23 protein-coding genes and 1 riboswitch are annotated in these 24,572 nt (G+C 72.3%); of the genes, 3 read left to right on the top strand and 20 right to left on the bottom strand.

From position 1 onward, the window contains the following. Positions 1-39: 39 nt before the first annotated feature. From tdh to ACF1DX_RS31515, 9 genes are all read right to left on the bottom strand, one after another. On the bottom strand, positions 40-1,068 hold the full coding sequence (gene tdh / locus ACF1DX_RS31555; protein WP_391794558.1) for an L-threonine 3-dehydrogenase: 1,029 nt from the start codon (positions 1,066-1,068) through the stop codon (positions 40-42). 184 nt (positions 1,069-1,252) lie between these two features. Further along, positions 1,253-1,828, bottom strand: a complete 576-nt coding sequence (locus ACF1DX_RS31550; protein ID WP_391794557.1) for a GAF domain-containing protein — start codon at positions 1,826-1,828, stop codon at positions 1,253-1,255. 58 nt (positions 1,829-1,886) lie between these two features. Next, positions 1,887-2,513 carry an ATP/GTP-binding protein gene (locus ACF1DX_RS31545; protein ID WP_391794556.1) on the bottom strand — a complete coding sequence of 209 codons (627 nt, stop codon included), beginning with the start codon at positions 2,511-2,513 and terminating at the stop codon, positions 1,887-1,889. Beyond that, entirely contained in the window at positions 2,491-2,862 is a 372-nt protein-coding gene (locus tag ACF1DX_RS31540) for a DUF742 domain-containing protein (protein WP_030862933.1), read from the bottom strand. Before ACF1DX_RS31540 ends, ACF1DX_RS31545 begins: the two co-directional genes overlap by 23 nt. A 2-nt stretch (positions 2,863-2,864) precedes the next feature. After that, entirely contained in the window at positions 2,865-3,299 is a 435-nt protein-coding gene (locus tag ACF1DX_RS31535; RefSeq protein WP_391794555.1) for a roadblock/LC7 domain-containing protein, read from the bottom strand. A 56-nt stretch (positions 3,300-3,355) separates the two neighbouring features. Continuing rightward, complete coding sequence (locus tag ACF1DX_RS31530) at positions 3,356-5,233, bottom strand: sensor histidine kinase (RefSeq protein WP_391794554.1); 1,878 nt, start codon at positions 5,231-5,233, stop codon at positions 3,356-3,358. 591 nt (positions 5,234-5,824) lie between these two features. Next, entirely contained in the window at positions 5,825-7,048 is a 1,224-nt protein-coding gene (locus tag ACF1DX_RS31525; protein WP_391794553.1) for a DNA gyrase subunit B, read from the bottom strand. 263 nt (positions 7,049-7,311) lie between these two features. Continuing rightward, entirely contained in the window at positions 7,312-7,593 is a 282-nt protein-coding gene (locus ACF1DX_RS31520; protein ID WP_391794552.1) for a hypothetical protein, read from the bottom strand. Positions 7,594-7,867: 274 nt separating this feature from the next. Continuing rightward, positions 7,868-9,187 carry a hypothetical protein gene (locus ACF1DX_RS31515; RefSeq protein WP_391794551.1) on the bottom strand — a complete coding sequence of 440 codons (1,320 nt, stop codon included), beginning with the start codon at positions 9,185-9,187 and terminating at the stop codon, positions 7,868-7,870. Between the two features lie 464 nt (positions 9,188-9,651). Between ACF1DX_RS31515 and ACF1DX_RS31510 the strand changes: the two genes are divergently transcribed. Further along, positions 9,652-10,467 (top strand): class I SAM-dependent methyltransferase, encoded by an 816-nt coding sequence (locus tag ACF1DX_RS31510; RefSeq protein ID WP_391794550.1) that lies wholly within the window; start codon positions 9,652-9,654, stop codon positions 10,465-10,467. Between the two features lie 165 nt (positions 10,468-10,632). Here the strand turns inward: ACF1DX_RS31510 and ACF1DX_RS31505 are convergent, their stop codons facing one another. Then, positions 10,633-11,637 (bottom strand): NAD(P)H-dependent flavin oxidoreductase, encoded by a 1,005-nt coding sequence (locus tag ACF1DX_RS31505; RefSeq protein ID WP_391794549.1) that lies wholly within the window; start codon positions 11,635-11,637, stop codon positions 10,633-10,635. Between the two features lie 250 nt (positions 11,638-11,887). Between ACF1DX_RS31505 and ACF1DX_RS31500 the strand changes: the two genes are divergently transcribed. Then, on the top strand, positions 11,888-12,670 hold the full coding sequence (locus tag ACF1DX_RS31500; protein WP_391794548.1) for an alpha/beta fold hydrolase: 783 nt from the start codon (positions 11,888-11,890) through the stop codon (positions 12,668-12,670). A gap of 10 nt (positions 12,671-12,680) precedes the next feature. Here ACF1DX_RS31500 and ACF1DX_RS31495 read toward each other — a convergent pair whose 3' ends face one another. The 5 genes from ACF1DX_RS31495 to ACF1DX_RS31475 all read right to left on the bottom strand — a co-directional run bounded on the left by ACF1DX_RS31495 (position 12,681) and on the right by ACF1DX_RS31475 (position 18,906). Next, the gene (locus ACF1DX_RS31495) at positions 12,681-13,874 is read right to left on the bottom strand and encodes an MBL fold metallo-hydrolase (RefSeq protein ID WP_391794547.1); all 1,194 of its coding nucleotides are present in this window, start codon (positions 13,872-13,874) and stop codon (positions 12,681-12,683) included. A 33-nt stretch (positions 13,875-13,907) separates the two neighbouring features. Then, positions 13,908-14,405 carry a GNAT family N-acetyltransferase gene (locus ACF1DX_RS31490; RefSeq protein WP_391794546.1) on the bottom strand — a complete coding sequence of 166 codons (498 nt, stop codon included), beginning with the start codon at positions 14,403-14,405 and terminating at the stop codon, positions 13,908-13,910. Positions 14,406-14,430: 25 nt separating this feature from the next. Next, complete coding sequence (locus ACF1DX_RS31485) at positions 14,431-15,216, bottom strand: SGNH/GDSL hydrolase family protein (protein WP_391794713.1); 786 nt, start codon at positions 15,214-15,216, stop codon at positions 14,431-14,433. A gap of 205 nt (positions 15,217-15,421) precedes the next feature. Then, on the bottom strand, positions 15,422-16,351 hold the full coding sequence (locus ACF1DX_RS31480; protein WP_391794545.1) for a peptidoglycan DD-metalloendopeptidase family protein: 930 nt from the start codon (positions 16,349-16,351) through the stop codon (positions 15,422-15,424). A gap of 4 nt (positions 16,352-16,355) precedes the next feature. Continuing rightward, positions 16,356-16,517, bottom strand: a riboswitch (cyclic di-AMP (ydaO/yuaA leader). A gap of 316 nt (positions 16,518-16,833) precedes the next feature. Continuing rightward, positions 16,834-18,906: an alpha-galactosidase gene (locus ACF1DX_RS31475; protein ID WP_391794544.1), complete on the bottom strand. Its 2,073-nt coding sequence runs from the start codon at positions 18,904-18,906 to the stop codon at positions 16,834-16,836. Positions 18,907-19,077: 171 nt separating this feature from the next. On the opposite strand from ACF1DX_RS31475, the gene ACF1DX_RS31470 reads away from it, so the two are divergent. Next, positions 19,078-19,875 carry a tyrosine-protein phosphatase gene (locus tag ACF1DX_RS31470; protein WP_391794543.1) on the top strand — a complete coding sequence of 266 codons (798 nt, stop codon included), beginning with the start codon at positions 19,078-19,080 and terminating at the stop codon, positions 19,873-19,875. A gap of 20 nt (positions 19,876-19,895) precedes the next feature. On the opposite strand, the gene ACF1DX_RS31465 is transcribed toward ACF1DX_RS31470, so the two are convergent. The 5 genes from ACF1DX_RS31465 to ACF1DX_RS31445 form a co-directional block, all read right to left on the bottom strand. Further along, positions 19,896-20,024 carry a DUF6126 family protein gene (locus ACF1DX_RS31465; protein ID WP_391794542.1) on the bottom strand — a complete coding sequence of 43 codons (129 nt, stop codon included), beginning with the start codon at positions 20,022-20,024 and terminating at the stop codon, positions 19,896-19,898. Then, positions 20,021-20,644 (bottom strand): helix-turn-helix domain-containing protein, encoded by a 624-nt coding sequence (locus ACF1DX_RS31460; RefSeq protein ID WP_391794541.1) that lies wholly within the window; start codon positions 20,642-20,644, stop codon positions 20,021-20,023. Before ACF1DX_RS31460 ends, ACF1DX_RS31465 begins: the two co-directional genes overlap by 4 nt. Before the next feature lie 75 nt (positions 20,645-20,719). Beyond that, positions 20,720-22,123 carry an aspartate aminotransferase family protein gene (locus ACF1DX_RS31455; RefSeq protein WP_391794540.1) on the bottom strand — a complete coding sequence of 468 codons (1,404 nt, stop codon included), beginning with the start codon at positions 22,121-22,123 and terminating at the stop codon, positions 20,720-20,722. Next, positions 22,120-24,033 (bottom strand): 1-deoxy-D-xylulose-5-phosphate synthase, encoded by a 1,914-nt coding sequence (gene dxs / locus ACF1DX_RS31450; RefSeq protein WP_391794539.1) that lies wholly within the window; start codon positions 24,031-24,033, stop codon positions 22,120-22,122. The genes ACF1DX_RS31455 and dxs overlap by 4 nt, the downstream gene beginning before the upstream one ends. Before the next feature lie 29 nt (positions 24,034-24,062). Beyond that, positions 24,063-24,572 (bottom strand): flavodoxin-dependent (E)-4-hydroxy-3-methylbut-2-enyl-diphosphate synthase (locus ACF1DX_RS31445; RefSeq protein ID WP_391794538.1); only part of this gene is annotated, 510 nt, incomplete at its 5' end.

The raw sequence follows: 24,572 nt of genomic DNA, 5'->3' as shown, positions 1-24,572 counted from the left end.
GCACGGGCTTCCGCGTCCCGGCGGCGGACCGAACCATGATCAATCGGTCCAGTCGAGGATGACCTTGCCGCCCTTGCCGCCGGCCGCGTCCTCGAAGGCGGCCTCGAAGTCGCGGTAGGAGTAGCGGCCGGTGATCACGGGGGCGAGGTCCAGGCCGCCCTCCAGCAGCACCGACATGGCGTACCAGGTCTCGAACATCTCACGGCCGTAGATGCCCTTGATGGTGATCATCGAGGTGACGACGCGGGACCAGTCGACGGGGAACTCCTCGGCCGGCAGGCCGAGCATCGCGATCCGGCCGCCGTGCGTCATGTTGGCGATCATGTCGCGCATGGCCTCGGGGCGGCCGGACATCTCCAGGCCGATGTCGAAGCCCTCGCGCAGGCCGAGGGTGTGCTGCCCGTCGGCGATGGTGGACTCGGCGACGTTGAGCGCCAGGGTCGCGCCGATCTTGCGGGCGAGTTCCAGGCGCTCCTCGCTGACGTCGGTGATCACGACGTTGCGGGCGCCCGCGTGCCGGGCGACGGCGGCGGCCATCAGGCCGATCGGTCCCGCGCCGGTGATCAGGACGTCCTCGCCGACGAGCGGGAAGGACAGCGCGGTGTGCACGGCGTTGCCGAACGGGTCGAAGATCGCGGCGACGTCGAGGTCGACGGGGACCCGGTGCACCCACACGTTGGTGGCGGGGAGCACGACGTACTCGGCGAAGGCGCCGTCGCGTCCGACGCCGAGGCCGACCGTGGCCCGGCACAGGTGGCGGCGTCCGGCCAGGCAGTTGCGGCACTTGCCGCACACCAGGTGGCCCTCGCCGCTGACCCGGTCGCCGGTCTTGATGTCGGTGACGTCCCCGCCGGTCTCCACGACCTCGCCGACGAACTCGTGCCCGAGGACCAGCGGGGTGCTGATCGTCTGCCGGGCCCAGCCGTCCCAGGACCGGATGTGCAGGTCGGTGCCGCAGATACCGGTGCGCAGCACCTTGATCAGCACGTCGCCGGGTCCGACGGCGGGCTCCGGGACGTCCGCGAGCCACAGCCCGGGCTCCGCCTTCTGCTTGACCAGCGCCTTCAACGCTACGGCTCCTGAGGGTGAGTCCCGGCCCGCGGGCACGCCGAAGCGGTCCCGGCCCGGGAAGAGGAGTGGAATCGCACTGCAATCTGCCGTACGACACCCTCACCGGTCCATCGAGGTTTTCTTAAGCGCGGCCACAGCTTTCCTTCACACCGTCACCCGTCCGGCCCCGTGCCGGGCGGAGTCACAGCGGCAGCCCGTCGTCCTCCCGGCGCTCCAGCCGTACGACGAGATCCGCGGCCTGTGTCTTGATGGCGGCGAGTCCCGGCTGTCCCCAGGCACGGGGCTGGATGTCGGTGACCGACACGGTGCCGAGCACCATGCCGGTGCTGTCGATGAGCGGCGCGCCCAGGTAGGAGCGGATGCCGAACTCGTCCACCACCGGGTTGCCCGCGAACCGCGGGTAGTCGCTCACGTCCTCCAGGACCAGTGCCCTGCGGCGGGCCACCACATGGGGGCAGAAGCCGTGGTCGCGGGGCAGCACCCGGCCCAGCAGGGCGCCGGTGCCGTCGCTCCGCACGACGGGCGCGACGGGCGGGGTGTGCAGGCCCGCGAAGAACTGCCCGTCCTCACCGGGCAGGTTGACCATGGCGTACGGCGCGCCGGTGAGCTCGGCGAGGGCGTAGGCGAAGGCGTCGAGCGCGGGCTCGGGGCGGTCCCCCAGTCCCAGCCGGCGCAGTCTGCGGGCGCGCTCCGGCGCTTGGCCGTCCTCGGGGGTGAGCAGCAGACGACCTGCCGGGCGGGGCGGGTCGTAGCTCATCGGCGGGCTCCCGGGCTATGGGGGAAGGACATATATGGGCTCCGAGGGTGTGCGGGGATCACATGTGGGCGCCATACCCCGTCGTGGCGGCCGGGGTGTGGGCGATGAGGTGGCGGACCAGGGTCAGCAGGGTCTGGACGCCGGAGCTGGAGATCCGGGCGTCGCAGCGGACGACGGGGACCTCCGCGGGGAGGTCGAGGGCGGCGCGCACCTCCCCGGGGTCGTAGCGGAAGGCGCCGTCGAACTCGTTGACGGCGATGACGAAGGCGAGACCGCGCTGTTCGAAGAAGTCGACCGCCGCGAAGCACTCCGTCAGGCGCCGGGTGTCGGCGAGGATGACCGCGCCGAGCGCGCCCTCGCAGAGTTCGTCCCACATGAACCAGAACCGTTCCTGACCGGGGGTGCCGAACAGGTACAGCACGTGTTCCGCGTCGAGGGTGATGCGGCCGAAGTCCATGGCCACGGTCGTCTCGACCTTGTTCTCGATGCCGTCGAGGCTGTCGGTGGCGGCGCTGACCGTGGTGAGGAGTTCCTCCGTGCTGAGTGGCGCGATCTCACTGACCGCGCCGACGAAGGTCGTCTTGCCCACGCCGAACCCGCCCGCCACCAGGATCTTGAGTGCGGTGGGGAACGGGTCGTCGTGGTCCGCGCCGTCGACGTGGTCAGAGCTGTCGTCGTAGTCCATCGAGCACTGCCTCCAGAAGGGCCCGGTCCGTCGGGTTGTGGTGGAACGCGGGGGGCTTGTCGGTGAGCGCCCCGCAGTCGACGAGGTCCGCCAGCAGCACCTTGGTGACGGCCACCGGCAGTCTGAGGTGGGCGGCGACCTCGGCGACCGGGACGGGAGCGCGGCACAGGTCGAGGGCCTGCGCGTGCTCGGGGCCGAGGTAGCCGAAGGGGGTGGCGCCGGTGGCTCTGACCTGCGACATGAGGTCGAGGGCGACGGTGGGACGGGTACGGCCGTTGCTGACCGTGAAGGGGCGCACCAGCCGTCCGGCCGCGTCGTCGAGCCAGGGCCCGTCACCGGCTGCCGTCACGCTCAAGGCCTCATCGCCGACGGTTCGACGCCCTGCTGGCGGGGAGCGGTCATCAGGTACGGCCGTACGGACTTGACCAGCATCGCCATCTCGTAGCCGAGCACCGCCGCGTCGGCCTCGCGGCCGGCCATGACCGCGAGGCAGGTGCCGGAACCGGCGGTGGTGACGAACAGCAGGGTCGAGTCGAGCTCGACGACGACCTGCCGGACGTCGCCGCCGTCGCCGAAGCGGATGCCGGCGCTGCGGCCGAGGGAGTACAGGCCGGAGGCCAGGGCGGCCATGTGGTCGGCGGCGTCCGGGTCGAGTCCGTGCACGGACTTCACCAGTCCGTCGCAGGACAGCAGTACGGCGCTGTTGGTGTGCGGTACGCGTTGCACGAGGCCGCTCATCAGCCAGTCGAGGTCGGATACCTGGGCGGTCGGCGCATCGCTCGCCATGGTGGATCGACTCCTTGGGGTACGAAGGTCTGCGGGAGCGCTGGGGGTGGTGCCGGTCATCCGGCGGGTGTGCTCCCGCCGTGTCGGGCGGGGTGGTCGGTGGGGGGTGCGGGTGTGGCGGGCCGCGGTGCGGCGGGGGACTCCTGCCGGGACTCCGCGAGGCTGACGCCGCGTTGGAAGGCGGCCATCAGGTTGGGGTCGTGCCCGGCGACGTACTCGGTGTCCTGGCGGGGCGCGGGGCCGTCGCGGAGCTGCGGGACGATGTGCTCCTGGGCGCGGCGGCGGGGCAGCCGGGGTCTGTCCATGGTGCCGCGCACCGTGCCGCCGTGCGGGGCGGAGGGCGTGGTCCGGTGGTCCATGAGGGTGTCGTCCCGGTCGCCGTGGTGGACGCCGGGTACGGCCCCGGCGGGGCCGGGGCGCACCTCACGGGCGCCGCGCAGGGGCAGCGGCGGGGCGGGCGTGTCACCGGCGGGCGACGGGGGCCTGGTGGAGGGCCAGGGCTGTGGAACGGCGGGCGTGAGGGGTGCCCCGGGTGACTGCGCCTGCCCGCCGCCCGGCGGGGGAGCGTCCACGGGAGCCGGTACGGCGGACATGTGACGGGCCATCGGGACGGCGCCGGTGCCGCGGTCGTGCGGCCGCGGTGCCGCGCCCTGTCCGCCGCCGGCGGTCTCCGGCTCCGTGCCGAGCAGTGCCTGCGGCACCACGAGCACGGCCTGGACCCCGCCGTAGATGTTGCTCTGGAGCCGTACGTGGATGCCGTGCCGTTTGGCGAGCTGGGAGACCACGAACAGGCCGATCCGGCCGTCGGCGAGCAGGCTGGCGACCTGTACCTGGTCGGGATCGGTGAGCAGCGCGTTCATCCGGTCCTGCTCGCCGACGGGCATGCCGAGTCCGCGGTCCTCGACCTCGACGGCGAGCCCGGAGGTGACGAGATTGGCCCGCAGCAGCACCTGGGTGTGCGGGGCGGAGAACACCGTGGCGTTCTCGACGAGTTCGGCGAGCAGGTGGATGACGTCGGCGACGGCGTGTCCGCGCAGGGTGCCGTCGATGGGCGGCACGAGCTTGACCCGTGAGTACTGTTCGACCTCGGCGATCGCCGAGCGCAGCACCTCGGTCATGGAGACCGGGTTGCTCCACTGCCGCCGGGAGACGGCCCCGCCGAGCACGGCGAGGTTCTCCGCGTGGCGGCGGATGCGGGTGGCGAGGTGGTCGACGTGGAAAAGCCCCTTGAGCAGGTCGGGGTCCTCCATCTCGTTCTCCAGCTCGTCGAGGAGGGAGATCTCGCGGTGCACCAGGGACTGCAGGCGCCGGGCGAGGTTGACGAACACCTCGAGCTTCTGTTCGCTGCCGGTCTGGCTGGAGAGCCGGTACGCCTGTACGACGGCGTGGACGGCCCCGTCGTGCGCGCGGGCGAGGTCGGCGGCGAGCAGGTCGAAGTCGGCGTCGTCGTCGAGGGCATCGGTCTGTTCGCCCCGCCGGCCGCGTGGGGGCGGGTCGTCGCCGCGGCGCAGTGCCTCGACGAGGGTGCCCAGGTCGGCCTCGCGCCGGGCGGTGCTGCGGCGCAGCGTGCCGATGCGGTCGCGCACGGACCGGGCGGCGCGGTCGGCGGCCACGGCGGCGATGACGATGCCGGCGCACGTCACCGAGGTGGCGCCGCCGAGGACGGCCCACAGGGTGAGGCTCGGCCGGACCCCGGTGGAGCGGACGGTGAAGAGCACGGCCGCGCAGGCGCTGAGGGCCACCGCCACGGGCGGGAGCACGGCGAGGCGCAGCAGTTGGGGCCGTATCGGCGCCTCGGGCGGCGCGGGAGCGGTCCGCGCGGGCGGCCGTCCGTGCCGGCCGCCCTCACGGCGGTCCGCGCGGGCGGCCGGACCGGTCCGGCGGGCCCGGGTGCCGGCGGGGTTCTCATCGGCGCGGTCCGGCTCGCGGGCCATGACCGTGGTGCCGGCGATGCCCCGCGCTCCGGCCGGACCCGGGGCACCGGCCGGGCCCGGGCGTCGGGGCCCCTCGCCCCGTCCGCTCCCTCGTCCGCCTTGTGGCTGCACGTACCGGTCCCCGCTCCCTGATCCGACTGTTTGGACGCGGCCCCTCGACGCAGAAGCGTCCTACGGCATGAGGTGCCGCGGTGCCGCCCGACCGACACTCACCGTAGTCACCACCGCATCATGTGCGGTGGGCAGTTGACAAACTCATGCGGACAGCATCGCGCTCTGGTATGAGGCTTCGTACGACAGACCGATAACCCTCCCGAGGAAGGGATCGGGAGCGAGCAAGGGGCGATCAGGGCTGGTCACAAGCGGTCGCCGCAAGTCAGCGCCGAGAGAAGGCACCCGGCCGCCCGAGCCCCGTCGGCGCGCCCGCCGACCGTCCGGGGGTCAGCGGGTCAGGCGCTTTCAACCGTCATCGCCGCACCCCACCCCTCCGGCCATAACATCACTCACCGTCACCATCCAGCCAGGACGGAGAGGGTGTGCCACGCCGTACGGTGCCCGGACGGCCGACGCGGACGGCTCCTTCCCGTCCCGTCACCGACCGCCCGCCGGCACAGGGCCGTCGGACACGTGAGGAGGTGTGGTGCCGGCCGCGCACCGAGTCGCCCGGGTGATGCGGCCGATGAGGTCGGCGGCCTGTTCCGGCTGTCGGGTCAGCCATGTGCCGAGGTGCTCCCCGACGGCCTGCTCGACGCAGTCGTACACGGTGGCGCCGCCCAGCTTGCCCCGGGTGGCGCCCTGGTATTCGGGGCTTTCCAGTTTCACCGAGACGACCGCTGTCAGCCCCTTGCCGATGTGGTCGGTGGTGAGGTCGGGGTCCGCCGCCGTCAGCAGCCCTCGCCGACGCGCGTACGTGTTGACCGCGGCCGTCACCCCTGCGCGGAACCCGTCCGCGTGCGTGCCGCCCTCGGGGGTGGGCACGCAGTTGGCGAAGGTCCGGATCCGTTCCTCACCCAGGTCGCGCCAGCTCAGGGCCACCTCCACCGTCCCCGCCATCCGCGCGTCCTCCCGCTCGAAGGCGATGATGTCCGGGGTGACGTACCCTCCGGTCTGCGCATCGAGGAAGGCGACGAAGTCTTCCGGTCCGCCGGAGAACCGGAAGCGTACCGACCGGGGCCCGCCCTCGGGGCGTTCGTCGGTCAGGGAGATGCTCAGGCCTCGGTTCAACAGGGCCATTTCCCTGAAGCGTTCGGCCAGTACGGCGAACGAGTACTCCGTCGTCTCGAAGATGCCGGCGTCGGGCCAGAAGGCGATGGAGGTCCCTCCGCCGGTCGCCGGTCCGGCGGCGACCGGCGGAGCGACAGCGGCGCCGCGTACGTACTCCTGGACCCAGCGCACCTGCCCGCGCCGCACCTCGGCCGTGAGACGGCTCGACAGAGCGTTGGTGACACAGGGCCCCGTGCCGAAGGCGCTCCACCAGTTCACGGTGGGGCGGCAGCCGGGGCCGGTCCCGGCGTACGGGCGGGTCAGCAGGGCTTCGAGGCCGGTACCGCCGGTGTCCCCGGCCGCTTCGACGGGGACACCCTGCCCGTCGTCGGTGACACGGACGCCGCCGTCGGGCGTGAGGGTGACGTCGACGCAGCCGCCACCGCCGGCCAGCACCTCGTTCACCGACCAGCCGACGACCTCGAACAACAGGTGGTACAGGCCCCGTACCCCGGTCGAGCCGACGTACATCCCGGGCCGTTTCCGAATGGCCTCACGCCCCTCCAGCACTGCGATACGAGTGGCGTCGTATCCGCTGGCACCCTCACTCACGGAGTCCCCTTCCCCTGGTGCTCGGCAGGACTTCCCACCCTATGCGCAGATTCAAGAAGGGCCAGGTCAGGAGCGGTTAGCCAAGGGTTTGAGCAGGCGCGTGAGGGCCCGTCCGCAAGCAGTCGGCCAAGACGGTCACGGACAGCGGTCACAGCGCGCCCGGGACCCCGCCGAGGCCGCGGACACCCCTGTCCCAGACCGCGCCGAGGCCCTCAATTCCCGCCTTTTACGCGGGCACAGGCCTTCCCCGACGCCGCACACCGTCACCGCACGTCGCGGACCGCGAGCAGTTCGACCGCCGCCCCGGACGCTTCCAGCAGTGGTGCGGCGGCGGAACGCCGGGGGTCCGCCCGGTAGGCGGCGAGGTCCCCGCTGGTGGGAAAGGTGACGAGGTGGGCCTCGATCCGATCGTCCAGGGTGCGCAGTCGTCGCTCGAGACGCCCTCCGTACTCGGCGAGGAGCGGCAGAACGGCGCTTTCATAAGCGTCGAAGGCGTCCAGGCCTCCTTCGGGCAGCCGAGCGAGCATCACGTACGTGACGGCCATGTCTCCCCCGCGGTGGTCCGAAGGCAGTGATGTCCGAGCCAATTGGACCGCACGCCCTCAACCCCGCCCTGACGAACGCCTCTTCGCGCGGTCCCTGGATCGGTCGAGGGGACCGGAGGAACCGGGCCGAGGTGCGGCTGTCGCTCCGCGAGGCGTGTGCGGACGGCGGACCGCGGTGGCCCTTGGAGAGCGGGACGGCCCGAACTGCCGTACGGGGCACGGACTTGGGGTTCGGAGCAGCCGCTCGGGTGGCCGCTCCGAACCCTCGGGCCGGTCAGTCGACGGTCAGGACCGCCGTGTTGTTCGTGAGATCCGGGTCGAAGTCGAAGGGGTACTCGCCGAACTCGCCGTACGGAGGGTGAATGCTCACGGCACCGGTCGTGCCGGGCACCACGGCGTCGACGCGCACGGAGAACGCGAACGTGCGCCGGGTGTCCTCCAGCACCCAGTACGGCAGGCTGCAGTCGTAGCGCGGGGCGCCCGTCCGCTTCGGGTGGTAGCCGCCGTCGAGGGTGCGCGGGGAACAGCCGGACGGCACGCCGGTGACCGTGGTGCCCTCGGGCACGACCAGCCGGACCTCGGCGACCGGGTCGCCGGAGCCGAGGTTGCCGAACCAGGCCGGGCCGTTGTTCTCGAACGTGAGCTCGGCCGTGACCGTCTCGCCCGCCGCGCCGGAGACGGTGTCACCGGTCACGGAGAAGTCCGCGGTGTTCTCCGCGCCGATCTGGAGGGCCGTGTAGTCGTTCTCGGAGTCGATGTCCTGGGCGCCGCCGCCCGGCTCGACGTCGATGTCGAGCCGCTCGTTCAGCGCGTGCGGGGCGAGTCGCACCGTCAGCGGCTCGGGCAGCTCGAAGGAGTCGCCCGGCGCCAGCACCTGGTCGAACGTGCAGATCGCCTTGTTCGACGGTGCGTAGTCGCTGCCGTCCGTCGTGGTGTAGGCGCAGGCGTCGTACCGGGTCAGATCCGTCAGGCCGTACGAGGCGTACAGCTTGACGGTGAACCCGTCGGCGCTCTCGTTGCCGTTGTTGGTGATCCTGAACGGGATCGTCCGCTCGTCGCCGGGCAGACCGTCCTCGATGTCGGCGACGGGGTCGATGGCGAGGTCGGGTCCGGCGCCGACGGTGAGCGTGGTGTCGAAGCTGTCGTGCGGCGCGGTGAGCGTCCCGTCGGGGCCGCCGGTGGCCGTCGCCTCGTAGGTGATCCTGCCCTGCGCGCCGGCTTCGGCGCCGTCGGCCGCGCGCACCGTCAGGAACACCTGGTCCTCGTAGTCTTCCCCGATCACGGGGACCACGGGGATGTCGCACACCGCGCCGGCGCCGCCCGGAGTGCAGTTGTCGGACCAGGTCACCTCGGCGACCCCGGCGAGGCCGGAGACGTCGATGGTGAGCCTGCCGTCGGTCACCGTGAAGTTGTCGTTGTCGTGGTAGATGCCGACGCCGAGGGTGCGGGACTCCGGCTGACCGCCGTCGGTGCCGGTCGGCAGCGTCTGCTCGTACGGCGTGTTGATCCACAGCTGGTCGGTCTGCGGCGGGTCGTCGGCGGCGAACGCGGGCGCGGCGAGGCCGGCCGTCAGCAGGCCGGCCGCCACCGCCACGGCGGCACCGGATCTGAGGCGTACCGGACGTCCAGCGGATAACAGGCTCATTGCTGCCCCCAAGGGTGTGGTAAGGCGACTGACGTGCCAGGAACCCCGGCACACCGAAAGGATCATCACATGGCAGGGAAGCCCGGCGCGCCCCGGTTTCCGGCCCTGTCGGGGAACACTGAGGACCTTGCGGCCTGTCCCGTGGCCGGCGCCCGGGGATGCTCCGTACCACTGGGGCCCGTTTGAAATCTCGTCACCGACTCGGCCACCTGCCCGTTGACCGCGGCCTCAACCGCCGTGGCGGCGTCGTGGCGTCCCGAACGGGCTCGTCGATCCGGCTGCCGGTCGGTGACGACCGTCGTACGCGCGACGTGCGGCTGCGACGGCCGCCCTGCTCCGGTCCGCCCAGGAGCCGTCGAACGACACTGGCGTGGCTGCGGCCGGTAAGGCTGCGGGGCCGGAATCCTGAACGCATGCGAGAGCAGCAGCGGTACGACGTGTGGTCGGCCGGGGCCGCCTACGAGCGGTACATGGGCCGTTGGAGCCGCCGCGTCGCCGAGCGGTTCGGCGCCTGGCTCGGCGCCGCCGACGGTCTGCGGTGGCTGGACGTGGGCTGTGGTGCGGGCGGTCTGACGGCCACGGTGGCAGCTCGCTGCCGACCCCGCACGGTGGTGGGAGTCGACCGGTCGGAGGGGTTCGTCGCCCACGCACGGGCGTCCGTCTCCTCGCCCGCGCACTTCGTCGTGGCCGACGCGATGACGCTGCCCGTACGCGCCGAGGCGTGCGACGTGGTCGCCAGCGGCCTGGTCCTGAACTTCCTGCCCTCCCCCACCGCGGCGGTCGCCCGGATGGTGCGGGTGACCCGGCCGGGTGGCCTGGTCGCCGCGTACGTGTGGGACTACGCCGAGGGCATGGGCTTCCTGCGACGTTTCTGGGACGCCGCCGTCGAGGTGGACCCGGCCGCGGCCACGCTGGACGAGGGCCGCCGGTTCCCGGTCTGCCGCCCGGAGGCGTTGCGCGCGGTCTGGACCGGAGCGGGACTCGTGGACGTGTCCGTCGTCCCGATCGAGGTGCCCACGGTCTTCACCGACTTCGCCGACCTGTGGGACCCCTTCCGGGCGGGCCAGGGTCCCGCGCCGGGTTACCTCGCCGCCCTCGCCCCGGCCGACCGGGAGCGGGTACGGGACGCACTGAGCGCGAAAGTCCCCCGGGAGGCGGACGGCTCCGTCCCGCTCACGGCCCTGGCCTGGGCGGTACGGGGCCGCAGGAGCCACCGGGCTGCCCCGTAGTGCTTCGTCACGTCGGGTGATCCCGTCGGGTAGCGGGCAGGGGGGCGGGGAGGTGGAGCCGCTCCGGGGCCGGCCGCCGGAGTTCGTCGCGGAGGTGTCCGGCTCGTTGCCGCGGCGGGGCCGACGGGCCCGGGCCGGCATCCTGCTGCGAGACGCCGGCCGTTCCTACCCGGGTGGTTCACCGGCGCCGTTCTTCGCCGGCGCCAGGCCGGCCAGAGCGCGTAGCGTCGTCTCCGCCTCCGTGATCAGCCGGTGGACGAGTTCGGCGGCCGGGACGATGTCGCGGACGAGGCCGGCGGTCTGGCCCGTCAACGGGATCAGTTCGTGCGCCGTACCGTCACGCATCGACGTCATCATTTTGCTGCGCAACGCCTCGGCCTGAGCGGCGGCCGCTTCGGGGCCGGCGTTCCCCTCCTCGACGAACGGGGTGCGCAGTGACCGGGGGACGGTCATGTACCCACCCTCGGTCGGCGGGGGCAGGATGTGCTCGACGAACGCCACTTTGACGGCGTCCTGACTGGCGGCGGAGAGGATGGCTGCCTTCCAGTCGTCACTGACCCCGCATTCGGCCGAGGCCAGGAATCGGGTGCCGATGTTCACGCCCTGCGCCCCCAGGGCCAGTGCCGCGGCGATGCCCCGCCCGTCGGCGACGCCGCCGGAGGCGAGTACCGGCAGCGGCCGGACGGCGTCGACGACCTGCGGCACCAGCGCCATCGTGCTGACATCGCCGCAGAACCCGCCGGCTTCGGTGCCCTGCGCGCTGATCACGTCGACACCGGCCTCGGCCGCGCGCACCGCCTGCTCGACCGTCGTCACCTGCTGCAGGAAGACCGCGCCGGCATCGTGGACGCGGGTCACCAGGTCATCCGGCTCGCCGAGCGCGAAGGAGAACACCGGTGGGGACTCGGCGATCACCGCGTCGAAGACCTCGGGGTCGAACGGCCGCCGGGTCATGTTCAGCGCGAACGGCCGGTCGGTGAGCTCGCGCAGCCGACGCACGTCGTCACGGACCTGTGCCGGCGTGCGCAGCGTGGTGGGGACACTGCCCAGCGCCCCGGCGTCGCTGACCGCCGCGGCAAGCCGCATGCTCTGCTGCCAGGGCCCGCCGAGCGGCCCTTGCACGATCGGCACCTCGATGCCCAGTACTCCGCACACCCGTGTCCGCAGCATCGCGCCTCCATCCCGCAGGACCCGAGACAGGGATCTTCCGGACATCAAGCCTAGGCGCGACGGTTCCCGGCCACCTGTCGAACCGTACGGACGGAGACCGCACCGGCGTCGGAGGGGATGGCCTTCCGGATCATGCCGGGTCCTGGCCGGGGCACCTGGAACCCGGGCCGGGGGAGAGTGCGTGACAGACCACCGACGGGTGCCTCCGTGCACGGGTGCGCGTCCCGGACCGTCCTCCTATGATGCGGATATGCCGGACCTGGAACTGGCGTCGCGGCGACTCGGCAGCGGGCCGCCCCTGATGGTCGTCCTCCAACTCGACCGGGCCGGCTGGGCGCCCGTCCTGGAGCGCCTCGCCCGCGGGCACGAGGTGGTGGCCGTCGACCTCCCGGGCTTCGGTGACAGTCCCCCGCTCCCTGAAGGGACCACGCCCACCGTCGAGGCGCTGGCCGCCGCCGTCGCCGCGTGGCTCCCCGGTGCCGGCCTCACCCGCCCGCCCGTCGCGGGGAATTCCCTCGGTGGGGCCGTCGCCCTGGAACTGGCCCGCGGCGGCGCGGTCGGCAGCGTCGTCGCGCTGTCCCCCATCGGGCTGTGGAGCCGCCCCGAGGCCGCCTACGCCCTCGGTTCGCTCCGCGTCGCCCACGCGATGGCACGAGCCTGCGCCGAACGCCCCGGCCGGATCGCCGGACACCCGATCGGGCGCACCGTGGCCTTCTGGCAGCTCGCCGCCCGGCCCTGGCGGATCCCGGAGGCGGCGGCCGCCGACGCGCTGCGCGACCTGGCCCGCTCTCCCGGCTTCGAGGCGACGCGGCGCGCCGTACGCGCCTACCGGCTGCGGGCCTTCACCCCTGAGGTCCCGGTCACGGTCGGCTGGGGCACACGGGACCTGATGACCCCGCCCCACCAGGCACTCAGGGCGGCACGACTGCTTCCGGGCGCCCGGCACGTCTCCCTCGGGGGCTGTGGGCACTCACCGATGTCCGACGACCCCGAGCAGGTCACCCGGGTGGTGCTCGACACCGTCAGCGACTGACCTGATGACCTCACCGCTCACCGGCGAGGTCGAGATCGCCCTTGCTCGTCTCGGCCGCCCCCTCGGTGATCCGGGGACGGTGCCACGGACGGGCGATCGGGCCGGAGATCGCCCGCCACCACGCCTCCACCGGCACCTTCCCCGCCGGCTCGAACGGCTCACCCGGCCGCGGGAACGCCACCGGCTGGCCCACCTCCCCGGCCGCGTCCTTCATCCACTCCCCCGGCTCCGCCCATGCGTGCGGTGCCAGGTTGAAGGTGCCCCAGTGGATGGGCAGCAGCACGCCGGCCGCCTCGCCGCCCTGCAGGTCGAGATGGGCCCGGACGCCTTCCTCGGGCGTCATGTGGATGTCGGGCCAGAAGTCCGAGTACGCGCCGACCTGGATCATCGTGGCGTCGAACGGGCCGTGGTCGGTGCCGATGTCCTTGAAGCCGTCGAAGTAGCCGGTGTCACCGCTGTGGTAGATCCGGTGCTCCTCGCCCGCGGCCACCCAGGAGGCCCACAGGGTGTGCTGGGTGTTGCGCAGACCCCGGCCGCAGAAGTGGCGGGCCGGGGTGGCGGTGAGGGCGAGTCCGCCGATCTTCGTCGTCTCGTGCCAGTCCAGCTCGCGCAGCCGTCCGGCGGACACGCCCCAGCGCTCCAGGTGCGCGCCGACGCCGAGGGGCACGGCGAACAGGGTGTCCGTGCCGGCCAGCGCCTTGATCGTGGGCAGGTCCAGGTGGTCGTAGTGGTCGTGGGAGATCACGACGACGTCGACCGGGCCGAGCGCGGCCAGCGGCAGCGGGGCGGGGTGCAGCCGCTTGGGCCCGGCGAAGGGGAAGGGTGAGCAGCGCTCACCCCACACGGGGTCGAACAGGACCCGGTGCCCGTCGATCTCCGCGAGCACGCTGGAGTGGCCCATCCAGGTCAGGCGCAGCCCGCTCGCCGGCGGACGGGAGAGGTCGGCGAGGGTGGTGGGGTGCACCGGGATGGTGCCCTTCGGGGCGCGGCGGGACCGGGAGTCCTTGTCGAGGTAGATCTTCGCCAGGTCCCGCGTCGACCCCGACGGGCGGATCCGGGCGGTGCCCCCGGGGTTCTGGAACACACCGTCCTTGAAGTGCGGGGATCTGCGGATGCGTGCCATGCGTTCGCCACCCGGGTCCGCGCCGAAGGCCTCGGGCCGCAGGGCGCGCAGCCCGGAGCTGTGGGATGGGGAACCGGCCACGGTACCTCCAAGTGGAGTCGGTCAGACATTCCATTATGTGCGGCCGGACCGGCTCCGCGGTGCCGGGTACGGCCGGGGCTGATCGAAGGGCCGGGACGGCTGTCGCACCATGAACACGTCCACCGGGTCCTCCGTCTCCACGGTGAACCCGTGCCGTGCGTAGAGGCGGCGGGCCGGGCTGCCCCGCAGTACGTTCAGCCGTACGACGGCGGCGTCGCGGTCGGACCGCCGCAGCAGTTCGCGCAGCACGCCCGAGCCGATGCCGGCGCCCTGGAGGTGCGGGGCCAGATAGAAGTGCTCCAGCCAGTGGGAGTCCCCGGCAGGGCGCAGCGCCACGCAGCCGGCGAAGGTGCCGCCCGTCTCGATCACCCAGGTGTGGGCCGGGTCGAACCCGTCGCGCAGCCGCTGCCGCACCCGCTGTGCGTCGTAGCGCCCGAGCCGTTCCAGATCGGCCCGCAGCACCACGGCACGCAGTTCGGCCACCGCCTCGACGTCCGCCGCGGTCGCCTGCCGCAGATCCCGGTCCCCCATGATCACCACGCTATCGCGCGAACGCTCACGCCACCGCGGCGATCCGTACCTTGATGTCGTCCGGCGACAGCGTCCCCTTGGCGATCACGTGGTCGCCGGAGGACTCCCCGCGCAGCCGGCGGCCGATCCACGGCACCAGGTACTCGCGGGCCCAGTGGACGTCGTCCCGCCGGATGTCGAGGGTGCCGCGGGGCGGCAGGGGCGGCCAGGGCTGTTCCGGATCGGCGGGGACGTCCAGGCCGAGGGTCTGCCCGGCGCGGAGCGCGACGCGGGTGTGTCCCTCCGGCGACAGGTGCAGCCGGTCGGCGTCCCAGGCCCTGCGGTCCTGGACGCTCTTGAGGGACCACAGGTCGAGCACGGGGCAGCCGTAGCGGTCGGCGACGGCCCGTACGTGCATGTTGTACGTCGCGATCTTGCCGCGCAGATGTTTCAGCAGGGGGACGCCGCGCGTGTCGAACCCGGTGGTCACCATCACTGTTCCCGATACGGCCGTGAGCGCGGCGATCGCCCGCTCGAACCGCTCGGCCACCTCGTCCGGGTCGCTGCCCGGGCGGAGGATGTCGTTGCCGCCCGCGCAGAACGAGACCAGGTCGGGGGCGAGTTCGACCGCCCTCGGCAGTTGGTCCGCCACGATCTGGTCCAGCAGTTTTCCGCGTACGGCGAGGTTGGTGTACTCGAAGTCGCCCTCGGGCCGGAGGTCCGCGAGGAGCACGGCGAACCGGTCGGCCCAGCCGACGAACGCCCCGTCGGGGCCGGGGTCGCCGACGCCCTCGGTGAAGCTGTCCCCCACCGCCACGTACGACCCGATCACTGCTCTGCTGTCACTCTTCGAATCGTCTGCCACAGCCGCTCATGATTCACCTTCGAATGTGACCTACGCGACCGTAAGGACGGGTTGACGCACGGTGAGATAAGACACTCTCAAAATGTTGGCCAACTCCGGAATACGCCGAAGGCCGGCCCCGGGGATCGGGGTCCGGCCTTCGGCGCGCGTGTCGGGAAGGTCGCCGCGGGGGTCAGCCGATGGAGACGCCCTTCGAGCTGAGGTAGGCGACCGGGTCCACGTCCGAGCCGTAGTCCGGGGTGGTGCGGATCTCGAAGTGCAGGTGCGGACCGGTCGAGTTGCCGGTCGAGCCGGAGAGGCCGACCTGCTGGCCGCCGGTCACGGTCTGGCCGGCCGAGACGGAGAGCGCGGACAGGTGGGCGTACTGGGCGTAGTGGCCGTCGTCGAGCTTGACGACGACCTGGTTGCCGTACGCGCCGGCCCAGCCCGCGGAGACGACGGTGCCCGCGCCGACGGCCTTCAGGGAGGTGCCGGTCGGGACGGCGAAGTCGACGCCGGTGTGATAGCCGCTGGACCACATGCTGCCGGCCACCTTGTAGGCGGTGCCGAGCCCGGCGCCGGGCACCGGGGAGCTGTAACCGGAGGCGCTCGCGGCCTGGTCGGTGCTCGTGGTCTGGGCGGAGGCGTCCGAGGGGGGCTGCTCGGCGGGCTGCTCCGCCGGCTGCTCGGCCTCCTGCTCCTGGGCCTGCGGGGCCGCCGGGGCGGCCGGCTCCTCCGGCGCGCCCGTGGCGGCCGTGCCGTCGACGGAGAGCTTCAGGCCGGGGTGGATGAGCGACGGGTCGTCGCCGATGGCCTGCCGGTTGTCCGTGTAGAGCTGCTTCCAGCCACCGTCGACGTGCTCCGTCTCGGCGATCTTGGCGAGGTAGTCGCCGGCCTTCACGGTGTACGTGCGGGCCTCGTCGCCCTTTTCGGCGACGGTCTCCTGGCCGGCGGCGGAAAGGGACTGGACGGCCTTTTCGGGGGCGGCCTGCGGCGTGGCGGCGTGCGCGCCGGTGGCGCCGAGAAGCGGCAGGGCGAGTGCGGCGCCACCGGTTCCGGCGACGGCGATGGAGCGGGTGAGACGCTGGGTCTTGGTACGGCGGTGCTTACCCTTCGCGGGCATGTCGAATTCCTCTCCGGCGCCTGCGAGGTGAGCTGTCGGGTTCGGGCTGGAGATGCCCGGCCGCGTTGTCACGCGGCTTAACCCCAAGCCGTTCCGGGAACCGGAACAGGCAGTGGTACCTGTGGGTCCCCCGCTCCTGCCGTACACGGGTCGGTGTGGGTACGGGCTCCGGGCGGCGGCAGGATTGGGCGTCCGTCCGGATCGGTGGCGAACGTAAGCGACCCGGACGCGAGGGGACAAGCGCGAGGTTCACCGCGAACGCGCTTTTCCGTGATCCAAAGGGGGAATTGACGTCACCGAGCGTCAGCCGGGATTCCCTTTCCCCCGCGAATTCCCTTGTCGTTCCATGGAATTACGTGAGCATGGCGACAACGCATCGTCACGGATATGACGCTGCTCACGCGCCCCTTCCCCATCCCCCTTTCTTTCGGGGCACGTTATGGCGAACCGCCCTAATCGGACAGAACGCCCTAATCATCGGATCACAGGCGCCGCAGCCGCACCACCGCGGCGTCCAGATCTCCTCGCAGACCGGTGCGCAGCCCGTGATGCAGCAGGAGGGCACCTCGGTACGTTTCGCCGGTTTCGCGGCATTCGTACGACGCCTCCGGGTCGAGGCCGCGCAGCCGGAGGGCCGGGACGGGCTCTCCGTGGTGCTGCGCCTGGAGGCAGGCGAGGACGACGGTCTCGTCGCCGAGGACGTACTGCACCGCGCTCAGTCCGCCCTCCGGAGGGCGCAGCCGGTACAGGTCGCCGCGCTGGACGACGGGCCGGATCTCCTTGTAGAGCGCGACCCACTCCCGCGCCTCGGCGAGTTCCTCCCCGGTCCACCGCGCGAGGTCTCCGCCGACGCCGAGCACCCCGGCCATGGCGCTGACGAACCGGAAGCGCAGCGAGCTGACCCGTCCGTTGAGCATCGCGTTCGGGCTGTCGGTGACCCAGGCGGCCATCACCCGGGCCGGGTGGATCTGGCTGAAGCCGTGCTGGATGGCGAGCCGGTCGAGCGGGTCGGTGTTGTCCGAGGTCCACACCTGGTCGGTACGGGAGAGGATCCCCAGGTCGATCCGGCCGCCGCCGCCCGAGCAGGACTCGAAGGCCACGCCCGGATGGGCCGCCCGCAGCCGGTCCAGCAGCGCGTACAGGCCGCGCACATGGTCGGTCCACAGCCGCTGCGGGTACGGGTCGTCCGGCCATCCGGCGTCGGTGGAGGAGCGGTTGAAGTCCCACTTCACGTAGTCGATGGGAGCGCTGGAGAGCAGTCCGTCGAGCCGCTCCCAGAGGTACTCCCGCACGTCGTCGCGCGCGAGGTTGAGCACGAGCTGGTTGCGGTACTCCGTGCGCCGGCGGCCCGGCTGGAACTGCACCCAGTCGGGGTGCGCGCGGTACAGGTCGCTGTCGGGGTTGACCATCTCCGGCTCTACCCAGATGCCGAACTCCATCCCGAGCCCGTGCACATGGTCGGCGAGGGGTTTCAGGCCGCCGGGGAAGCGGTCGGGGTTGGGCGTCCAGTCGCCGAGCCCGGCCCGGTCGCTCGTCCGCGCCCCGAACCAGCCGTCGTCGACCACGAACAGTTCGACGCCCATCGCGGCGGCCCGCGCCGCGAGTCCCCGCTGCCGCTCCTCCGAGATGTCGAATCCGGTGGCCTCCCAGGAGTTGAACAGCACGGGCCGGTCCCGGTCCGCGTCCGGGACGACGTACGTCCGCTGGTAGGCGTGCCAGGCGCGGCTGGCGCCGCCGAAGCCGCCGTCGCTCCACAGACCGGCGAAGACCGGTGTGACGTACGTCTCCTCCGTGCCCAGCATCAGCAGGCCGGAGTCGTCGTGTCCCGCGCCGCCGGTGATCTGCACGCGTGCGTCGGGGAGTCGGGCGACCGAGACGCGCCAGGAGCCGGACCAGCCGAGGGCGCAGCCGTAGACCTCTCCGCGTTCCTCGGTCGCGTCGGTGTCGAGCGCGACCCAGGGCAGGTGCTGGTGTCCGGTGTGGCCGCGGCGGCTGCCGATGACCTTCTCGCCGTAGGTGAGCGGGGATCGGGTCAGCCGGGACTCGGCGGCCCAGCGGCCGTGGAGCTGGGACAGCCGCCAGTGCTCGCGCTCGGGCAGGGTCCAGGTGGCGGAGTCGGCGCGCAGGAGCTCGACCGCGGGTCCCCGGTTGTGCAGGGTCACCCAGCGTTCGATCACGTCGTCGCGCATCCGGTAGTGCAGGGTCACGGTCAGCCCGCCGTCGCGGAAGCGGAGGCGGAGTTCGCCGTCGCCGGTCTCGTGGCCGTCGAAGACCCACTCGGTGCCGCGCCGCCCGTCGGCGGTGCGTACGGACAGGGCGGGCCTCACGAAGCGGGGGCCGCCCTCGACCGGGTACTCCTCGCGCCCGTCCAGGCGGGACTCGAACGGCCAGTCGTCCGGCAGCGGGCGCGCGGCGAGGGCCTCCGCGTCGGCGAGCGCGATCCTCGGGCCCCAGTGCAGATGCACCAGCTCGTCGCGGTCCGTGACATGGAGCGCGTAGCCGCTGGCCGGCCCCGACAGGAGCCATGTACGACCGTCTTGGGAGACCTGCGTCACCGAACCTCCAACAGACCCGAACAGATGCGATCAGACACCAACATCATCGGGGGCACGGGGGCCGTCGGGCAATGCCTGTGGACAACTCATTGCCCCAGGCAGGCATGTCGTATCGTCGACCCGTGCCCGTCGGCGAGCCCCGCCGGCGGCGTCGAGCGGGAGGAGTCCTTCGTGACGCAGCAGGTGCCGTCGACCGAACCCGAGCTGGCCGGAGTACGCAACTTCCGCGACGTGGGCGGACTGCCGACCGTCGACGGCAGGCGGGTGCGGCACGGTGTGCTGTTCCGCAGCGGTCATCTCGCCCACGCGACCGCCGAGGACACCGCCTTCCTGTCCTCGCTCGGACTGCACACGGTCTTCGACTTCCGCAACGCGGCCGACCAGAGGCTGGAGGGGCCGGACGTCGCGCTGCCGGGCGTGCGCAACGTGAACCTGCCGCTCAGCGACCCGGCCGACGGCGCCGAGTTCTGGAAGATGGTCCGCGACGGCGATCTGGAGCAGCTTCGCTCGATCCTCGCGGACGGCAAGGGCGCGGACCGGATGATCGGCTCCTACCGGATGATCATCAAGGAGCGCACCGCCGAGCACTCCCGGGTGCTGCGCTCGCTCGCCGAGGACAGCGTTCCCGCGCTGATGCACTGCGCGGCCGGCAAGGACCGCGCAGGGCTGTCGGTGGCGGTGACGCTGCTCGCGGTGGGCGTCGAGCGCGACGCGATCGTCGACGACTACCTGAAGTCCAACGCCAAGCACCGCCGCTACAAGGTGCGGCGCAGCGGCAGCTCCGCCTCGGCCTACTCCCCCGAGGTCATGGAGCTGCTCAGCCCGCTGTTCGACGCGCGCGAGGAGTACCTGTCGGCGGCCTTCGAGACCATCGAGGAGACCTGGGGCGGTGTGGACCCGTACCTGGAGCAGGCGCTCGGGCTCACGCCCGGGACCCGGGAGCGGCTGCGCGAGCGGCTGCTCGACTGAGGCGGGCCCGGGGCGGGCGTCTACTTCTTCGGAGCGATCTCGAAGAGGAAATAGATGAAGGCCGCGAAGAGGTGTCCCACCACGATGTAGATGAACAGCCGCACCCACAGGGCCCGGGGGAACTTCTCTTCCATGTCTTTGCCGGTCATGTCGCTTCTCCGTGGATCGGGCCCAGGCACAGCGCGGCCGTGGGACTCTGCAGCAGGGTGTGGACGAACAGCAGCTCGACCCCGTCGGGGTCGGCGGCGGCGATGCGGTGCGGGGTCAGCGAGTCGAAGTGCGCGCTGTCGCCCGGGGCGAGCCGGTGCAGGGCGTCCCCGAGGCGCAGCCGCAGCCGCCCCTTGAGGACGTACAGCCATTCCTCGCCGGCGTGGACGCGCACGATGTCGCCCTGGGAGCCGTGCGGCACACGGACCCGCAGGGCCTGCATGCCGCGCCCTGCGGCACCGGCCTGCCAGTACGTCCAGCCGCCCGCCGCCGTGGACTCCATGTCGGCGGCGCGCACCACGGCGTCCCGGTCGGCGGCCGACTCACCGAGCAGCTCGGAGACGGTCGTACCGTAGATACGGGCGAGGGAGAGCAGCATCGGCAGCGAGGGCTGGCGCTGTCCGGTCTCCAGCCGGGAGAGATGGGCGGGCGACAGACCCGCGTCGCGGGCGGCGGCCTCCAGCGTGAGGGAGGCCCGCCGCCGCAGGGCGCGCAGCCGCGGCGCGACCGCGGGGAGCGCGTCGGCCGGTTCGGCCGGCGGTCCGGTCTCGGAGGAGCTCATGTCTCCATTGAGCCCCGGATTTGCCCCACGGGCAATTTTCTTGCCTCGGAGGCAAACCCGGCACGGGTGCGAAGGTCAGCGGTCGGTCACCGCCTGTCGCACCAGCGTCCTGCCGAACTCCCACACCAGGCCGCCGTCGTGCGCGTCGTCCATCACCGCGGTGAAGGCCTCCACGAACCGGTTGACGTCCTCCTCGTCGATGATCAGCGGCGGGATCAGTTTGATCACCTCCAGGTGGTCGCCGGAGACCTGGGTGAGGATGCGGTGCCGTTGCAGCAGCGGCACGACCACCATCTGCGCGAAGAGTCCCTTGCGGGCGGCCTGGAGCACGGTCCAGCGCGAGCGCAGTCTCAGCGACCGGGGCCGGCCGAACTCGATGCCGATCATCAGGCCCCGGCCGCGGACGTCGGCGAGCAGCTCGTACTTCTCGGTGAGCGCGGCCAGCCGGGTCCGCAGCAGGTCGCCGGTGCCGCGGGCGCGGGCGACGATCCGCTCGTTCTCCATGACCGACAGCACCGCGAGGCCCGCCGCCATGGCCTGGGCGTTGGCCCCGAAGCTGGCCGAGTGGACCAGCACCCGGTCCATCGACGAGTAGACCTTCCTGAAGATCCAGTCCTTGCCGAGCGTGGCACCCACCGGTACGTAACCGCCGGAGAGCGCCTTGGCCACGCACACCAGGTCCGGTTCGACGCCTTCCTCGTGCTGGTAGGCGTAGAAGTCGCCGGTCCGGCCCAGTCCGGTCTGCACCTCGTCGGCGATCAGCAGCGCCTTGTGCCGGTGCAGCAGCTCCTGCGCGGCCCGCAGATAGCCGGGCGGCGCCTCGTGCACGCCCTTGCCCTGGACCGGCTCCACGATCAGGGCTGCCACGTCCCCCCTGCGCAGCTCCCGCTCCAGCGCGTCGAGGTCGCCGAGGGGGACGGCCGTGTCGGGCAGCAGCGGGGCGAAGCCGTCCCGGAAGCCGGACTCTCCGTTGACGGAGAGGGAGCCGGTGGTCAGGCCGTGGAAGGCGTGCTCGCAGTACAGGACGCGCGGTCTGCCGGTCGCGTACCGGGCGAACTTCAGAGCGGTCTCGACCGCCTCCGTGCCGCTGTTGCCGAAGAACACCCGGTCCAGGTGGGGGCTGTACGCGAGGAGCTTCTCGGCCAGCAGGCCGGGCAGCGGCTGGCAGTCGAAGCGGGTGAGGTCGGCGAGGGAGGCGTCCAGGACGTCGTGCAGCGCCTTGCGGACCACGGGGTGGTGGCGGCCCAGGCCCATCACCCCGAACCCGGCGAGCATGTCGAGGTGGTCGTTGCCGTCGGCGTCCCAGAAGTGGGCGCCCTCGGCACGCTCGTAGACCTTGTCGAAGCCGATGGTGCGCAGCATGCGCGGGAGCTGGGGGTTGAGGTACCGGGTGTGCAGCTCGTAGCGCTCGGCTCCGCGCTCGGCCAGCAGCGCGCCGAGGTCGAACTCCCCGGTCCCCGACGACTCCGCGGTGGTCATGCCTGTGGCTCCTGTGGGTCCGGTGACTGGGGCGCCGGCTCTTCCCCGGCGGTGAGGCTCGCGCTGATCCGGCCGGCGATCTCGACCGGGGTGAGGCCGATGTCGGCGAGCACCTCGCCGCGTTTGGCGTGCGCGAGGAACTGTTCCGGGATGCCGAACCGCCTCACGGGCACGTCGCACCCGGCGTCGCCCAGCGCCAGCGCCACCGCCGAACCGACCCCGGCCGCACGGCTGTTGTCCTCGACGACGGCCACCATACGGTGCCCGGCGGCCAGTCGTGGGAGGGCCGGGTCGACGGGTTTGACCCAGCGGGGGTCGACCACGGTGCATCCGATGTCGCGCGCTTCGAGCAGTTCGGCGGCCTTCAGGCAGACGGGCGCCATCACGCCCACGGCCACCAGCAGCACCTCGGGGCCGGACGCCCGGTGGAGCACGTCCATGCCGCCGACGCGGTCCAGCGCGGGGACCGCCGGGCCCACGGACTCCTTGGGGAACCTGAGCAGGGTGGGCGCGTCGTCGACGGCGACCGCCTCGCGCAGCTGGGCGCGGAGCTGATCGGCGTCGCGGGGCGCGGCGATGCGCAGGCCGGGGACGACCTGGAGGACGGACATGTCCCACATGCCGTTGTGCGAGGGCCCGTCGACGCCGGTGACACCGGCCCGGTCCAGGACGAAGGTCACCCCGCAACGGTGCAGCGCCACGTCCATCAGGAGCTGGTCGAAGGCGCGGTTGAGGAAGGTGGCGTAGACGGCGACGACCGGGTGCAGGCCGCCGGTCGCCAGGCCCGCCGCGGACACGGCCGCGTGCTGCTCGGCGATGCCGACGTCCCACACCCGGTCCGGGAACCGTTCGGCGAAGGCGCCGAGGCCGACCGGACGCAGCATGGCGGCGGTGATCGCGACCACGTCCTCGCGTTCCTCGCCGATCCGGACGATCTCCTCGCCGAAGACGTCGGTCCAGGAGGGTCCGCCGGACGGGGCCAGCGGCGCGCAGGTGAGCGGGTCCATCACGCCGACGGTGTGGAAGTGGTCCTCCTCGTGGGCGAGGGCGGGTTCGTAGCCGCGGCCCTTCTCGGTGAGGCAGTGGACCAGGACGGGCCCGTGGAAGCGTTTGGCGCGGCGCAGCGCGGACTCCACGGCCCTGATGTCGTGGCCGTCGATGGGGCCGAGGTACTTCAGGCCGAGGTCCTCGAAGAGGCCCTGGGGGGCGAAGACGTCCTTGAAGCCCTTCTTCGCGCCGTGCAGCGCCTCGTAGACGGTGCGGCCGATCACGGGGGTGCGCTGGAGCACGTCCTTGCCCCAGGCCAGCACGCGTTCGTAGCCGTCGGTGGTGCGCAGGGTCGCGAGGTGGTTGGCGAGGCCGCCGATGGTGGGGGCGTAGGAGCGTTCGTTGTCGTTGACGACGACGATCAGCGGGCGGTCCCTGGCGGCGGCGATGTTGTTGAGCGCCTCCCAGGCCATGCCGCCGGTGAGGGCGCCGTCGCCGATCACCGCGACGACGTGGCCCTTCCCGCCCCGCACCTGGCGGGCCTTGGCGAGTCCGTCGGCCCAGCCGAGGGCCGTGGAGGCGTGGCTGTTCTCGATGACGTCGTGCTCGGACTCCTCGCGGGAGGGGTAGCCGGACAGGCCGCCCTTGCCGCGCAGCTTGGAGAAGTCCTGGCGGCCGGTCAGGAGTTTGTGGACGTAGGACTGGTGGCCGGTGTCCCACAGGATGCGGTCGACGGGCGACTCGAAGACCCGGTGCAGGGCGACGGTGAGTTCCACCACCCCGAGGTTGGGTCCCAGGTGGCCACCGGTCCTCGCGACCGCGTGCACCAGGAACTCCCGTATCTCGTGGGACAGTTCACCGAGTTCCGCCTCGGACAGCGCCTTCAGGTCGTGTGGTTGCCGGATGCTCTCCAGGATCGTCACGCTCGGTCCCCCTTCGGATTCCGTGCTGTTCAGCTCACGGTGACGGCCGGCTCCCCCGACGCGGCGCCGTCCTTCTCCATCTCCTCGGCGATCTTCATCGCCTCCTCGATCAGCGTCTCCACGATCTTCGACTCGGGGACGGTCTTGATGACCTCGCCCTTCACGAAGATCTGGCCCTTGCCGTTGCCGGAGGCGACGCCGAGGTCGGCCTCGCGGGCCTCGCCGGGGCCGTTGACGACGCAGCCCATGACGGCGACGCGCAGCGGCACCTCCATGCCCTCCAGCCCGGCGGTGACCTCCTCGGCGAGCTTGTAGACGTCGACCTGGGCGCGTCCGCAGGACGGGCAGGAGACGATCTCCAGGCCGCGCTGGCGCAGGTTCAGCGACTCCAGGATCTGGATGCCGACCTTGACCTCCTCGACCGGCGGGGCGGACAGCGAGACGCGGATGGTGTCGCCGATGCCCTGGGAGAGCAGCGCGCCGAAGGCGACGGCCGACTTGATGGTGCCCTGGAAGGCGGGCCCGGCCTCGGTGACGCC

The sequence above is a fragment of the Streptomyces sp. NPDC014676 genome (assembly GCF_043084105.1).
Taxonomy (GTDB): Bacteria; Actinomycetota; Actinomycetes; order Streptomycetales; family Streptomycetaceae; genus Streptomyces.
This window is presented reverse-complemented; position numbering and strand designations above follow the sequence as displayed.